16 protein-coding genes are annotated in these 14,476 nt (G+C 67.3%); 15 read left to right on the top strand and 1 reads right to left on the bottom strand.

What is annotated here, in order from left to right:
- Nucleotides 1-19 precede the first annotated feature (19 nt).
- From N7I30_RS11530 to N7I30_RS11460, 15 genes are all read left to right on the top strand, one after another.
- On the top strand, nt 20-1,102 hold the full coding sequence (locus N7I30_RS11530) for an ABC transporter ATP-binding protein (protein ID WP_498638935.1): 1,083 nt from the start codon (nt 20-22) through the stop codon (nt 1,100-1,102).
- 10 nt (nt 1,103-1,112) lie between these two features.
- Entirely contained in the window at nt 1,113-2,195 is a 1,083-nt protein-coding gene (locus N7I30_RS11525; RefSeq protein WP_024348634.1) for an ABC transporter ATP-binding protein, read from the top strand.
- Nucleotides 2,196-2,206: 11 nt separating this feature from the next.
- The gene (locus N7I30_RS11520) at nt 2,207-3,097 is read left to right on the top strand and encodes a carbohydrate ABC transporter permease (RefSeq protein ID WP_187391534.1); all 891 of its coding nucleotides are present in this window, start codon (nt 2,207-2,209) and stop codon (nt 3,095-3,097) included.
- Nucleotides 3,090-4,004: a carbohydrate ABC transporter permease gene (locus tag N7I30_RS11515; RefSeq protein WP_024348636.1), complete on the top strand. Its 915-nt coding sequence runs from the start codon at nt 3,090-3,092 to the stop codon at nt 4,002-4,004. The genes N7I30_RS11520 and N7I30_RS11515 overlap by 8 nt, the downstream gene beginning before the upstream one ends.
- 40 nt (nt 4,005-4,044) lie before the next feature.
- Nucleotides 4,045-4,329, top strand: coding sequence for a DUF2160 domain-containing protein (locus N7I30_RS11510; protein ID WP_029702490.1), 285 nt, complete (start codon nt 4,045-4,047; stop codon nt 4,327-4,329).
- A 92-nt stretch (nt 4,330-4,421) separates the two neighbouring features.
- Nucleotides 4,422-6,161, top strand: a complete 1,740-nt coding sequence (locus N7I30_RS11505) for an ABC transporter substrate-binding protein (RefSeq protein WP_024348638.1) — start codon at nt 4,422-4,424, stop codon at nt 6,159-6,161.
- A gap of 82 nt (nt 6,162-6,243) precedes the next feature.
- Entirely contained in the window at nt 6,244-7,728 is a 1,485-nt protein-coding gene (gene glpK / locus N7I30_RS11500; RefSeq protein WP_498638932.1) for a glycerol kinase GlpK, read from the top strand.
- A gap of 77 nt (nt 7,729-7,805) precedes the next feature.
- Complete coding sequence (locus N7I30_RS11495) at nt 7,806-8,075, top strand: type II toxin-antitoxin system VapB family antitoxin (protein WP_491372648.1); 270 nt, start codon at nt 7,806-7,808, stop codon at nt 8,073-8,075.
- Nucleotides 8,075-8,470, top strand: coding sequence for a type II toxin-antitoxin system VapC family toxin (locus tag N7I30_RS11490; protein WP_491390156.1), 396 nt, complete (start codon nt 8,075-8,077; stop codon nt 8,468-8,470). Before N7I30_RS11495 ends, N7I30_RS11490 begins: the two co-directional genes overlap by 1 nt.
- 133 nt (nt 8,471-8,603) lie before the next feature.
- Nucleotides 8,604-9,170, top strand: a complete 567-nt coding sequence (locus N7I30_RS11485) for a biotin transporter BioY (protein WP_187391538.1) — start codon at nt 8,604-8,606, stop codon at nt 9,168-9,170.
- A 25-nt stretch (nt 9,171-9,195) separates the two neighbouring features.
- Nucleotides 9,196-9,870, top strand: coding sequence for an energy-coupling factor ABC transporter ATP-binding protein (locus N7I30_RS11480; protein WP_491390155.1), 675 nt, complete (start codon nt 9,196-9,198; stop codon nt 9,868-9,870).
- Nucleotides 9,867-10,457: an energy-coupling factor transporter transmembrane component T family protein gene (locus tag N7I30_RS11475; protein ID WP_498638929.1), complete on the top strand. Its 591-nt coding sequence runs from the start codon at nt 9,867-9,869 to the stop codon at nt 10,455-10,457. Before N7I30_RS11480 ends, N7I30_RS11475 begins: the two co-directional genes overlap by 4 nt.
- Nucleotides 10,458-10,552: 95 nt before the next feature.
- Nucleotides 10,553-11,551 (top strand): ABC transporter substrate-binding protein, encoded by a 999-nt coding sequence (locus tag N7I30_RS11470; protein WP_498638926.1) that lies wholly within the window; start codon nt 10,553-10,555, stop codon nt 11,549-11,551.
- Nucleotides 11,541-12,338 carry an ABC transporter permease gene (locus N7I30_RS11465; protein WP_498638924.1) on the top strand — a complete coding sequence of 266 codons (798 nt, stop codon included), beginning with the start codon at nt 11,541-11,543 and terminating at the stop codon, nt 12,336-12,338. The genes N7I30_RS11470 and N7I30_RS11465 overlap by 11 nt, the downstream gene beginning before the upstream one ends.
- A complete protein-coding gene (locus N7I30_RS11460; protein WP_498638922.1) occupies nt 12,307-13,044 on the top strand; it encodes an ABC transporter ATP-binding protein in 738 nt (245 codons plus the stop codon). Before N7I30_RS11465 ends, N7I30_RS11460 begins: the two co-directional genes overlap by 32 nt.
- Nucleotides 13,045-13,068: 24 nt before the next feature.
- Here N7I30_RS11460 and N7I30_RS11455 read toward each other — a convergent pair whose 3' ends face one another.
- Nucleotides 13,069-14,349, bottom strand: coding sequence for a cytochrome b/b6 domain-containing protein (locus tag N7I30_RS11455; RefSeq protein ID WP_498638919.1), 1,281 nt, complete (start codon nt 14,347-14,349; stop codon nt 13,069-13,071).
- Nucleotides 14,350-14,476: the final 127 nt, after the last annotated feature.

Genomic DNA, 14,476 nt, shown 5'->3' with positions numbered 1-14,476 from the left:
GCGCGTCTGGGAGGACACATTGCTCGAATTGCAGAACGTCAGCCGCAGCGTCGGCGGCGAAAAGCACATCATAGACGTCTCGCTGACCCTCGACCGCGGCTCGCTCAACGTGCTGCTCGGGCCGACGCTGGCCGGCAAGACCAGCCTGATGCGGCTGATGGCCGGCCTCGACGCGCCGACGTCGGGTCGCGTCGTCATGGACGGCAGGGACGTGACCGGCGTGCCCGTGCGCAAGCGCAACGTGGCCATGGTCTACCAGCAGTTCATCAACTACCCGACCCTGACGGTCTACGAGAACATCGCCTCGCCGATGCGCATCGCCGGCAAGTCGGCGGCCGAGATCGAGGCCGCGGTCCAGAAGGCAGCGGCGCTGATGAAGCTGACGCCCTTCCTCGACCGCACGCCGCTGAACCTCTCCGGCGGCCAGCAGCAGCGCACCGCGCTCGCCCGTGCCCTCGTCAAGAATGCCGAACTGGTGCTGCTCGACGAGCCGCTGGCCAATCTCGACTACAAGCTGCGCGAGGAACTGCGCGAGGAACTGCCGAAGATCTTCGCCGAGACCGGCGCGATCTTCGTCTATGCCACCACCGAGCCCCACGAGGCGCTGCTTCTGGGCGGGCGCACAGCCACCCTCTCCAAGGGCCGCGTCACCCAGTTCGGCGAGACGCCCGACGTCTATCGCCAGCCCCATGATCTCCTGACCGCGCGCACCTTCTCCGATCCGCCGCTCAACGTCATGGCCTTCACCAAGTCAGGCAGCCGCTTCACCTCGCCCAACGGCGTCGTCTTCGAGGCCGCGCCGAGCCAGGCAGCCCTGCCGGACGGCCGCTATCTCGGCGGCATCCGGCCGCATCACCTCACCGTCGAGACCGGCGACACCACCGGCACCGTCTTTCCGGCGGTGATCAGCCTGACCGAGGTCACCGGGTCGGAGACCTACATCCACGCCGAGGTCGGCGAGGACCGGATCATCGCCCTCGTCCACGGCGTGCGCCGCCACGAGACCGGCGAGACCATCCGCCTGTCCTTCGATCCCGCCAGCCTTCTCGTCTTCGACGAAGCGGGCAACGCCGTCGCGGCGCCCGCCCGACACGCGGCCTGAGGAGAACGCCATGGCCCGCATCCGCCTCGACCATATCCGCCACGCCTATTCGCCGGCCCTCGCTGCGGCCGACATCTACGCCCTGCGCGAGGTCCACCACACCTTTGACGACGGCGGCGCCTATGCGCTGCTCGGGCCGTCGGGCTGCGGCAAGACCACGCTGCTCAACATCATCTCTGGCCTGCTGACCCCGTCCGAGGGCAGCGTCCTGTTCGGCGACGACGACGTGACCATGCTGACGCCCGAGGCGCGCAACATCGCCCAGGTGTTCCAGTTCCCGGTCATCTACGACACCATGACGGTCCGGGAGAACCTCGCCTTCCCGCTGAAGAACCGGAAGGTGCCGGCCGCCGAGATCAAAACCCGTGTCGAGGACATGATCGGCCGCATCGGCCTCGAGGCCAAGGCCGACCGCAAGGCCCGCGGCCTGACCGCCGACGAGAAGCAGAAGATTTCGCTCGGCCGTGGCCTGGTGCGCTCCGACGTCAACGCCATCCTCTTCGACGAGCCGCTGACCGTCATCGACCCGCATATGAAGTGGCAGCTGCGCTCCGAGCTGAAGCAGCTCCACCGCGAATTCGCGATGACCATGGTCTACGTCACCCACGACCAGACCGAGGCCCTGACCTTCGCCGACAAGGTCGTCGTCATGTACGAGGGCGAGGTTGTGCAGATCGGCACGCCCGAGGAACTGTTCGAGCGGCCTCAGCACACTTTCGTCGGCTATTTCATCGGCTCGCCGGGCATGAATGTCCTGCCCTGCCGGATCGACGGCAGCGACGCGATGGTCTCCGACATGCGCATCGCCCTGCCGGGCGGCCGCGCGGCCTATGCCGCCGGGGCGAAGACCGAACTCGGCATCCGGCCGGAATTCGTCACCATCGTCGACCGCGGCGACGGCGACGCCGTGCCGGTGACCATCGACAAGGTCGAGGACGTGGGATCGGAGCGCATCGTGCGGGCCCGGCTCGGCGAGCATCCGCTCAGCGCCATCGTGCGCGAAGGCGTCGCCATCCCCACCGACGCGGCCATGCGCTTCGCGCCCGACGCGCTCAATCTCTATGCCGATTCCCGGCTGGTCGGACGGGTCTAGGGAGAACGCACATGGACAAGACCTGGAACAACAAAGCCTGGTTCATGGTCATGCCGGTGCTGGTGCTGGTCGCCTTCTCCGCCGTGATCCCGCTGATGACCGTGGTCAATTACGCGGTGCAGGACACCTTCGGCAACAACCAGTTCTTCTGGTACGGCACCGACTGGTTCGAGGAGGTGCTGACCTCGGCGCGCTTCCACGACGCCCTCATCCGCAACCTCGCCTTCTCGGCCATCATCCTGACCATCGAGGTGCCGCTCGGCATCCTCGTCGCGCTGGCCATGCCCCGCAAGGGCATCTGGGTGCCGGTCTGCCTCGTCCTGATGGCGCTGCCGCTGCTGATCCCCTGGAACGTCGTCGGCACGATCTGGCAGGTCTTCGCGCGCACCGACATCGGCCTGTTCGGCTACACGCTCGCCTCGCTCGGCCTCGACTACAATTACGTTCAGGACCCGTTCGACGCCTGGGTCACGGTCATCATCATGGATGTCTGGCACTGGACGAGCCTCGTCGTCCTCCTGTGCTACGCCGGGCTCGTGTCGATCCCGGACGCCTATTACCAGGCCGCCAAGATCGACGGCGCCTCGCGCTGGGCGGTGTTCCGCTTCATCCAGCTGCCCAAGATGGGCCGCGTGCTGCTGATCGCCGTGCTTCTGCGCTTCATGGACTCGTTCATGATCTACACCGAGCCCTTCGTCGTCACCGGCGGCGGACCGGGCAACGCCACGACCTTCCTGTCCATCGACCTGGTGAAGCTGGCGCTGGGCCAGTTCAACCTCGGCGAAGCAGCGGCGATGAGCCTGATCTACTTCCTGATCATCCTGGCGCTGTCCTGGGTCTTCTACACCATCATGACCAATGTCGGCACCGAGCGCCCGATGAAGGGAGGCGACAATGACTGACACCACGGCAAACCGCGACGTCGTCGAGGCCCCGGGCGCCGGCGCCGTGCCGCCCACCGGCCGGTCCGGCGAGGCGATCGCCCGGCGCAGCCGCAAGGCATCCGGCGGCTTCCGCTGGAAGGCGCTGATCCCGATCCTCTACATCGTCTTCCTGCTGCTGCCGATCTACTGGCTCGTCAATATGAGCTTCAAGACCAATCAGGAGATCCTGAGTGGGCTGACGCTGCTGCCGGAAAACCCGACCCTGCGCAATTACACGGTCATCCTGACCGACCCGTCCTGGTACAACGGTTACATCAACTCGATCATCTATGTCGTTCTGAACATGGTGATCTCGGTCTCGGTGGCGCTGCCGGCAGCCTATGCCTTCTCGCGCTTCCGCTTCCTGGGCGACAAGCACCTGTTCTTCTGGCTTCTGACCAACCGCATGGCGCCGCCGGCGGTGTTCGCCCTGCCCTTCTTCCAGCTCTATTCGGCCTTCGGCCTGATCGACACGCATATCGCCGTGGCGCTCGCCCATTGCCTGTTCAACGTGCCGCTGGCGGTGTGGATCCTGGAAGGCTTCATGTCGGGCGTGCCGAAGGAAATCGACGAGACCGCCTATATCGACGGCTATTCCTTCCCGCGCTTCTTCTTCAAGATCTTCACCCCGCTGATCGCCAGCGGCATCGGGGTCGCGGCCTTCTTCTGCTTCATGTTCTCCTGGGTCGAGCTGCTGATCGCCCGCACCCTGACGGTGACCGACGCCAAGCCGATCTCGGCGATCATGACGCGCACGGTCTCCGCCTCCGGCCTCGACTGGGGCGTCCTCGCCGCGGCCGGCGCCCTGACCATCATTCCCGGCGCAATCGTGATCTGGTTCGTGCGCAACTACATCGCCAAGGGCTTCGCCCTGGGGAGGGTGTGATGCGCATCACCGCACCGACCGCCAAGACGGAGGCCTGCCGATGATCGACCTCAGCTGGATGGCCTGGACCTGGCCGACCGCCACCTTCTTCATCGCGATCTTCGCACTCATCGCCCTGATGGGCGTCTGGGAGAAGGTGTCGCCCGGCGGCAATCCCCGGGTCGGCATCCTGCGCTTCGAGACCACCCGCGGCGACCGCCTGTTTGTGTCGCTGCTCGGCTCGGCCTTCATCTGCCTCGGTTGGCTGTGGGGCGTAGACCTGCCGCTCTGGTACGCCCTCGGCCTCTGCGCCGTCTTCTTCGTTCTGGTTTTCCGGCTCGTCTGACGGGCCGGAACCGGGCCACACCGCGTCGTCGCCGGTCGACGCGGACATGCCCATCGCTCGCACCGGCACACACTGGGAGGACATTCGACATGATGAAACGATATCTGATGGGAACGGCCGCCACATTGGCGATCGCCCTGGCCGCAGGGCCGGCCATGGCCGACATGGAGGCGGCCAAGAAGTTCCTCGACGCCGAGATCGGCGATCTCTCCACCCTGTCCCGGGAGGAGCAGGAGAAGGAGCTGCAGTGGTTCATCGACGCGGCGAAGCCCTATCAGGGCATGGAGATCAAGGTCGTCTCCGAGACCATCACCACCCATGAATACGAGTCCAAGGTGCTGGCCCCGGCCTTCACCGCGATCACCGGCATCAAGGTCAGCCACGACCTGATCGGCGAGGGCGACGTTGTCGAGAAGCTGCAGACGCAGATGCAGTCGGGCGAGAACATCTACGACGCCTACATCAACGATTCCGACCTGATCGGCACCCACTGGCGCTACCAGCAGGTCCGCAACCTGACCGACTGGATGGAAGGCGAAGGCAAGGAGGTCACCAATCCGGGCCTCGACCTCGACGACTATATCGGCACATCCTTCACCACCGCGCCGGACGGCAAGCTCTATCAGCTTCCCGACCAGCAGTTCGCCAACCTCTACTGGTTCCGCTACGATTGGTTCAACGACGAGAAGAACAAGGCCGACTTCCAAGAGAAGTACGGCTACGAGCTCGGCGTGCCGGTCAACTGGTCGGCCTATGAGGACATCGCCGAATTCTTCACCGGTCGCGAGATCGACGGGAAGAAGGTCTATGGCCACATGGACTACGGCAAGAAGGACCCGTCGCTCGGCTGGCGCTTCACCGACGCCTGGCTGTCCATGGCCGGCAATGGCGACAAGGGCATCCCGAACGGCGTGCCGGTCGATGAATGGGGCATCCGCGTCAACGAGCAGAGCCAGCCGACCGGCTCCTGCGTCGCGCGCGGCGGCGACACCAACGGCCCGGCCTCGGTCTACGCCATCGAGAAGTATCTCGACTGGCTGAAGGCCTACGCCCCGCCTGAGGCCCAGGGCATGACCTTCTCCGAATCCGGTCCGGTCCCGGCCCAGGGTGCCATTGCCCAGCAGATCTTCTGGTACACCGCCTTCACCGCGGATGCGGTCAAGGAAGGCCTGCCGGTGGTGAACGAGGACGGCACGCCGAAATGGCGCATGGCCCCCTCGCCGCACGGCGTCTACTGGGTCGACGGCATGAAGCTCGGCTACCAGGACGTGGGCTCGTGGACCCTGATGAAGTCGACCCCGGTCGACCGCGCCCAGGCCGCCTGGCTCTACGCCCAGTTCGTCGGCTCCAAGACCGTCGACGTGAAGAAGGCCCATGAGGGTCTGACCTTCGTGCGCGAATCGACCATCCGCGACGAGAGCTTTACCGAGCGGGCTCCGGAACTCGGCGGTCTCATCGAGTTCTACCGCTCGCCGGCCCGCAAGCAGTGGTCGCCGACCGGCACCAACGTGCCGGACTACCCGAAGCTGGCACAGCTCTGGTGGCAGGCGATCGGCGACGCGTCCTCGGGCGCCAAGTCGGCCCAGGAAGCGATGGACTCCCTCTGCGCCGAGCAGGAAAAGGTGATGGAGCGCATCGAGCGCGCCGGCATCCAGGGCGACATCGGTCCCAAGCTCAACGAAGAGCAGGACATGGAGTACTGGGTGGAGCAGGCCAAGGCCAACGGCACGCTGGCACCTCAGCCCAAGAAAGAAGACGAGAAGGAACAGCCGATCACCGTCAATTACGACGAGCTGGTGAAGAGCTGGGCCGACGCCAACGCGTCCAAGTGAGCGTCTGACATCTGAGAAACGAAGGCCGGGGTCAGCCCCGGCCTTCTGCCATCGCGAACACCAGCATCCAGAAGGGGACGGCATGTCCGGATACGTTCTCGCCATCGACCAGGGCACGACGTCGACCCGTGCGATCGTCTTCGACGACGGCTTTCATATCCGCGGCCTCGGCCAGCAGGAATTCCCGCAGCATTTCCCCCATTCGGGCTGGGTCGAGCACGATCCCGAGGATATCTGGTCCTCGACGCTTGCCACCATCCGCACCGCGCTCGCCGACGCCTCGCTGTCGGCCTCCGATATCGCTACCATCGGCATCACCAACCAGCGCGAGACCACGCTGATCTGGGATCGCGACACCGGCAAGCCGATCCACAACGCCATTGTCTGGCAGGACCGACGCACCGCCGAATTCTGCCGCAAGCTGGTCGCCGACGGCCACGAGCCGGAGATCACCCGCAAGACCGGGCTCCTGATCGACCCCTATTTCGCCGGCACCAAGATCGCCTGGCTTCTCGACAATGTGGAGGGTGCCCGGGCCCGGGCCGAGGCCGGCAAGCTCGCCTTCGGCACCGTCGACAGCTTCCTCCTATGGCGGCTGACCGGCGGCCGGGTCCATGCCAGCGACGCCACCAATGCCTGCCGCACCATGCTCTTCGACATCGAGGCGCATGACTGGGACGACGACCTCTTGCGGCTCCTCAAGGTGCCGCGCTCACTGCTACCCGAGGTCAAGGATTGCGACGCCGCCTTCGGCACCACCGACCCCGGCCTCTTCGGCGCCGCGATCCCGATCTGCGGCATGGCCGGCGACCAGCATGCCGCGACCCTCGGCCAGGCCTGCTTCCAGCCGGGCATGCTGAAATCCACCTACGGCACCGGCTGCTTCGCGGTGCTCAACACCGGGGACACAAAGGTGCCCTCCTCCAACCGACTCCTGACGACGATCGCCTATCGGCTGGCCGGCCGCACCACCTTCGGCCTCGAGGGCTCGATCTTCGTGGCCGGCGCCGCGGTGCAATGGCTGCGCGACGGGCTCGGTCTCGTCGACCGCGCCGACCGCACCGGCCCGATGGCCGGGGCCGCCGACGACGCCCAGGAGGTCTACATGGTGCCGGCCTTCACCGGCCTCGGCGCGCCCTGGTGGGACGCGGAGGCGCGCGGCGCGATCTACGGCCTGACCCGCAAGACCGGCCCCAACGAACTCGCCCGCGCCGCCCTCGAATCCGTCTGCTTCCAGACCGCCGACCTGTTGTCCGCCATGAAAAAGGACTGGACCGGCGCCTCCGACACCATCCTACGCGTCGACGGCGGCATGGTCGCCTCCGACTGGACGATGCAGCGCCTCGCCGACATTCTCGATGCCCCGGTCGACCGTCCGGTCGTCCTGGAAACCACGGCCCTCGGCGCCGCCTGGGTCGCCGGACAGAAGGCCGGCGTGTGGCCCGACATGGCAGGCTTCGCCGAACGCTGGAACCTCGAACGGCGCTTCGAGCCGCGCATGGATGCCGTCACCCGAGGCCGCAAGCTCGCCGGCTGGGCCGATGCGGTGAAGCGGACGCTGAGCTGAACCCGTTCGGCGCGTCGCTGGACACGCGGATATCCCGGCACTAAATTAAGGATATCCCCGCGGATCGGAGCACGATCATGCCGCTCTATGTGAAAGACCCGGAAGTCGGCGAACTCGCCGAGAAGCTCGCCGCGCTGACGCAGACGACCAAGACCGAAGCCGTCCGGCGCGCGCTTCGCGATGCTCTCATCCATGCCCGCACCACCAGCGCGCCGGAAACAGGCGAGACGTCCTATGTCGAGCGGGGACTGCGCTTCTCCCGCGACATTCTGAACGATTATCCTCCCGGTGCGCATCCGCAGCCGGTCACAAAGGAATGGATCGACAGCCTCTATGAGGACGGCTGATGTATGTCGATGCATCGGCCCTCGTCGCACTCATCCTGTCCGAACCGGATGCGCCGGACATTCTCGCGCGGATGGAATCGGCGGACCGGCTGTTCACCAGTCCGACCGGACTGTGGGAAGCGGTGATTTCCTGCACCCGCCGCATGGACTGGGACCCTGAAACCGCGCGGTCTGCTGTCGCGAGATATCTCGACGGAATGCAGATCGCCGTCGTGGATATGCCCGCAGCAACTGCGGACCTCGCCATCGACGCCTATGCGCGCTACGGCAAGGGCCGGCACCCAGCGGCGCTGAATTTCGGCGATTGCTTCGCCTATGCCTGCGCCCGCCATTTCGACGTGCCGCTGCTCTACAAGGGCAACGACTTCGCCCGGACCGATATCGGCGCCGCCTGACCGCCGGTCCGCCGCGCAGCTAAGCAATGGGATGCGCCTCACCCGTTGACCTTTGCCCCGCGATCCGGTCTGTCGTCAGCCGAAACAGCGCCGCATCCGGCTGCCACTCACAACATCCCGCAAGAGATTCGCCATGGCCACCAAGGACATCGTCTATATCGCCCTGTTCGCCGCTCTGATGGCGGTGCTGGGCGTTTTTCCGCCCCTGATGATCCCGGCGCTCGGCATTCCGATCACCGCCCAGTCCATGGGCCCGATGCTGATGGGCGGCATTCTCGGCGCCAGGCGCGGCACCCTGTCGATGCTGCTGTTCCTCGCCCTCGTCGCGGTCGGGCTGCCGCTCCTGTCCGGCGGCCGCGGCGGCCTCGCGCCCTTCGTCGGGCCGTGGTCGGGCTTCATTTATGGCTGGCTCGCCGCAACCTTCGTCATCGGCTGGCTGACCGAGCGGTTCTGGAACCGCCTTTCCTTCCCGCTCGCCTTCGTCATTGCGGTCATCGGCGGCATCGGCATCATCTATCTGGTCGGCATTCCCTGGTATGCGGCGATGTCGGGCATGGGCCTCGTCGAAGCCTTCATCGGCTCGGCCGTCGCCTTCATCCCGGGCGACCTGATCAAGGCCGGCGTCGCCGCGGCGGTCATCATCGCCGTGCGCCGCGCCTATCCGCTGATCGCCCCCCGGGCCTCCGCCCGCTCGGCCTGACCGGCAACATGCGGATGGCCGCCTCGTGATCGCCCTGACCGGCGTCGCCGCCGAACGCGGCGGCCGCCGCGTCCTGTCGGATCTGGACCTCACCCTCACCGAGCGACGGATCGCCATCGTCGGCGCCAACGGCTCCGGTAAGAGCACCTTCGCGCGCCTGCTCAACGGGCTGGTTGTACCCAGCGAAGGCAGCGTTACCGTCGACGGCTTCGACACGAAGTCGAGCGGCAAGGAGGTGCGCCGGCTCGTCGGCTTCGTCTTCCAGAACCCGGACAACCAGATCGTCTATCCGACCGTCGCCGAGGATATCGCCTTCGGGCTGAAGGGGCGCGGGCTGGACAAGCCGGCGATCGCCGCCCGGGTCGCCGCAACGCTCGACCGCTTCGGCCTGACCGGCATGGACGACCGCCTCGCCCATGAACTGTCCGGGGGCGAACGCCAGATGCTGGCGCTGGCCGGCGTCATGGCGATGGCGCCGCGCTGGCTGGTCATGGACGAGCCGACGACGCTGCTTGACCTCCGCAACACCCGCCGCGTGATGGATGCGGTCGCGGCGCTGGAACAGCATGTCGTCTTCGTTACCCACGATCTCGACCTGATCGCCGGCTTCGACCGGGTGCTCGTCTTCGAGGCCGGCCGCCTCGTCGCCGACGCGGCCCCGGCCGAGGCGGTGGCCGCCTACCGGGCCATCGCAGGATGATCGCCGGGCTTTACCGGCCCGGGACCAGTCCGGTCCACCGCGCCCGCGCCGGCAGCAAGCTCGCGGCGCTGCTCGGCCTCGGCACGCTGCTCTTCGCCATCGCCGATCCCTGGCTCGCAGCCGCGGCCCTCGTCGTCACGATGGCCGCCCATGGGCTGGCGCGCATTCCGGCCCGCGTCGCCTTTGCCCAGATCCGCCCCGCCCTGTGGATCCTCGGCATTCTCTTCGCGGTCCAGCTCTGGCTGGTCGGGCTCGACGCCGCCCTGCTGCTCGTCCTGCGCTTCGCCACGCTGATCCTCGCCGCCTCGCTTGTTACTCTGACCACCCGCACCGCAGAGCTCGTCACGGTCATCGAATGGGCGCTGTCGCCATTGGCGAGGCTGGGCGTCGATGTGGCCAAGGTCGGGCTCGCCATCTCGCTCGCCATCCGCTTCATCCCCGCCGTCGCCGCGATCGTCGAGGAGGTCCGCGAGGCCCAGCGCGCCCGCGGCCAGGACCGCAGCATGGTCGCGCTGGCCGTGCCGGTGATCATCCGCCTCCTGAAGATGGCCGACGAGATCGCCGAGGCGATCGACGCCCGCTCCTGACGGGAGAAATTCCCGTTGTGCGATAGGGCGTGACGGGCCGCACCCGGACGCGCTACATGAAGCCGGGCACGCGAAGGATCATGGGAGGATCGTTCATGCGATGGATTCGGGCGACGCTCTGCGCCGCACTGGCTCTGGCGCTGTGGACCGGTTTCGCGGCAGCCGAGGACGATACGGCACACGCGCCGGTTCGGATCGGCGTTCTGAAATACGGCACGGTCAACTGGGAACTCGACGCCATGAAGCGCGCCGGGCTCGATGCCGCCAACGGCGTCGATGTCGAGATCGTGCCCTTCGCCGGCGAGGACGCTTCGACCGTGGCGCTGCAGGCCGGCTCCGTCGACATGATCGTCTCCGACTGGCTGTGGGTCTCGCGCCAGCGGGCGACCGGCGCGGACTTCACCTTCGTTCCCTATTCCACCTCGGTCGGTTCGCTGATGGTACCGGGCGACAGCCCCGTCGCCGACCTGGGCGACCTGACCGGCAGGACCATCGGCGTCGCCGGCGGACCGCTGGACAAGAACTGGTTGCTGATCCAGGCGCTCGCGAAAAAGGACCACGGCACCGACCTCGCGGCCGAAAACGACATCGCCTATGGCGCACCGCCGCTCCTGGCCGAAAAGGCCCGGACCGGCGAGCTCGATGCCGTCCTCAATTACTGGCACTACGCCGCCCGGCTGGAGGCGCAGGGCTTCCGCACGCTGATCTCCGGCACTGACGCGGCGATCGCGATGGGCACCGCCGGTCCGGTCGCGGCGATTGGCTGGGTGTTCAGCGAGGCCTTTGCGAAGGACCACCCGAAGGCCGTCGAGGGCTTCGTCGCCGCCGACAAGGCGACCAAGCAATTGCTTGCGACCTCCAACGAGGCCTGGAACGCGCTCAAACCGCTGATGAAGGCCGAGGACGACGCGACCTTCCGGATTCTTCGCGATCGCTACCGCGAGGGCATCCCCGGCCGCAGCGGCGCCGACGAGGCCGTCGATACCGCCAGGCTCTACGAGGTCCTGGCCGAGATCGGCGGATCGAAGCTGGTCGGGCCGTCGGACACGCTCGTCGATGGCACCTACTGGACCGGCGACGGGAATGGCTCCTGACGTAGCGGCCGGCGATCGCGGCAAGCCCTCCGCCGGCATCGCGCCGGCGCTGGTGACGACGTTGTCGCTGCTCGGGCTCCTGGCCGCCTGGTGGATCGCGGCGGTGATCGCCGACAGCCGCGTCCTGCCGACGCCGCCGGCCGTGTTCGACGCCTTCTGGCGCGATGCCGTCACCGGCGAACTCTTCTACCATCTCGCCATGACGCTGTTGCGCGTCGCCGCGGCCTTCGCCATCGCCATGATCATCGGCTCGGCCATCGGCGTCGGCCTCGGCATGGACGCCCGCGCCGACCGCTTCTTCGACCCGTGGCTGATCCTGTTCCTCAATATCCCGGCGCTGGTGGTGATCGTCCTCGCCTATATCTGGTTCGGGCTGAACGAGGCGGCGGCCGTCGGGGCGATTGCGATCAACAAGATCCCCAATGTCGTCGTCACCATGCGCGAGGGCGCCCGCTCGCTGGATCGCGGCCTTTTGGAGATGGCCTCGATCTACCGTTTCGGGCGCTGGCGGACCCTGCGCGACGTCGTGCTGCCGCAGCTACAGCCCTATTTCGCCGCCGCCTCACGCTCCGGGATCGCGCTGATCTGGAAGATCGCCCTGGTCGTAGAGCTCCTCGGCCGTTCCAATGGCGTCGGCTTCCAGATCCATCTCTATTTCCAGCTCTTCGATGTCGCGGCGATCCTCGCCTACACCCTGGCCTTCGTCGCCATCATGCTCCTGATCGAGTTCCTGCTTGTCCAACCCCTCGAAGCCCATGCCACCCGCTGGCGCGCCCGGCCCGCTTGACGTCGCCATCCGCGACAAGGTGTTCACGACGATCGACGGCGTCCGGCTGGCCGCGATCGACGCGGTCGCCTTCACCGCACCGCCGGGCAGCTTCACGACGCTGATCGGCCCCTCCGGCTGCGGCAAGACGACGACGCTGCGGATCACCCTGGGGCTCGACCGGGACTATACGGGCCATGTGCGCCTGCCCGCCGCCGACGGCCGCATCGCCGCCGTGTTCCAAGAACCGCGTCTCCTGCCCTGGCGCACGGTCGAACAGAATGTCCGCCTTGCGCTGCCCGAAGCGCTGGCGGGCGCCGATCTCGACGCTTTGTTCGAGACGCTGGGCCTTGCCGCCATGCGCGGCCGCTATCCCGGCGAACTCTCGCTGGGCCTTGCCCGCCGGGCTGCGCTGGCCCGCGCCTTCGCCATCGAACCGGCGCTGCTGCTGCTCGACGAGCCCTTCGTCTCGCTCGACGAAGCGACGGCCAACCGGCTGCGCGCTTTGCTCATGGAGGTATGGTCCGCCCGCCCGACGACGGCGCTGATGGTCACCCACAATCTGCGTGAGGCGGTGGAGCTCTCCGACCGGATCATCTTCCTGACCGAGCGGCCGGCACGGGTCCGGGGCATCCACGACATCGACACGCCGCGATCCGAGCGCGATGCCGCCTGGCGCGACGCCGCGGTCCTGGCGATCGACGCCCGCTTTCCGGGCGTTCTCTAGGCTTCAGGGGTCCGTGGCTCGCGCCTAGCTGCCGGGGACCGTCGCCCCCGCCGGAACGGCGACCAGCTCGAAGCGGATCGTCACGGCCTTGTCCAGATACTGCCCGGTCGGATCGTTGGCGACGCCGAGATCGAAGGCGGTCCGGTCAACGGTCGCGCTCCCGGCCACATGCGCCGGGCCGTCGCCGTCCTGTTCGAAGCGGAAGGGGACCGTCACCGGCAGGCTCTTTTCCTTGATCGTCAGCGTGCCGCCGGCTTCATAGCCGGTCTCCACCGCGCGGAAGTCGCTGAGTTCCAGCGTCACGGTCGGGTGCGTCTCGCTGGCAAAACCGTCCGTGCCCTGCACCTGCGGCGCGACGAAGCTGTTGTCGACGGCGATCGACGCCGCATCGATGGTGATGCTCGCCTCGGCCAGATCCAGCGCCTCCGGGGAAAAGCGCACATCCGCCTGCCACGTGCCGATGGTGCCGGTCAGCGTCTTGCCCGAAAATCGCGTCTCGAAGCCGAGCTGGCTTTGCGCCGGATCCACGATCCAGTCGCCGCTGGCAGGAGCGTCGGGCGCTGCCGGCGCGCGGTCGTCGCGCGTCGCTTCTGCCCCGAGGAGAGCGTCGGGCTGGCCGGCCACAAGCCCGCCGCCGAGCGCGGAGAGCACCACCGCCAGCGCGATGGGGATTGCGATCAGCCGTGTTTGTGGTCGCGCCATGCCGTGATGCGGCAGCATGCGCGAGAAGGACGGAACAGCATCGACCAGCGAATGCTTCAGCGCGCCGGCCACATGCAGGACGAGAAGCCCGAGAAACGACAGCGCCAGCCATTTATGGGCAAAGCCGAGAACATCCTCGAGCGCGGCGGGGTCGATGCCGGGGAGCAGCGCGGCCACCGGCAGATGCGGCCATTCGAGGCTGTCGATGAGGAAGAGATAGGTCGGGATGCCGGCCGCAGCTGCCGAGACCAGCAGCCAGCCTGACAGCGGCACGACCAGCATCAGGGCGTAGAAGGCCAGATGGACCAGGCCGGAGGTTGCCCGCTCGGCGCGCGAGGTGGTCGGCGCCAGGGCCGGCGGCGGGTTCACCAGCCGCCAGGCGATCCGCGCCAGCGTCAGGCAGAGCACCAGGATGCCGATGGTCTTGTGCCATTGGAAGAGCGCGAAGCGCAGCGCATCCGGCATGGCGTCGAGATGCACCATGGCGAGGCCGACGGCGAGCTGGAACAGGATCGCCAGGGCAATCGTCCAGTGCAGCAGGATCGCGCCGCTGGTGTAGCGCGTATAGGCCGCGGACCAGCCGGCTGTCGGGGACACGCTCATCTGACGCTCCGTGGCGGGAAATGGGGAAGGATCAAAACGACCGGCGAACGGCCGCACACCTGGCCGGCTCGCGGGCAGCGTCAGACCTTGGGGATCATGCCGTCGCGGGCGACGGGACGCAGGGAAG

This window comes from Aurantimonas litoralis (assembly GCF_026153195.1).
Lineage (GTDB): Bacteria > Pseudomonadota > Alphaproteobacteria > Rhizobiales > Rhizobiaceae > Aurantimonas > Aurantimonas coralicida.
Note: the sequence above shows the minus strand (reverse complement) of the source record. Positions and strands in the feature narration are given on the sequence as shown.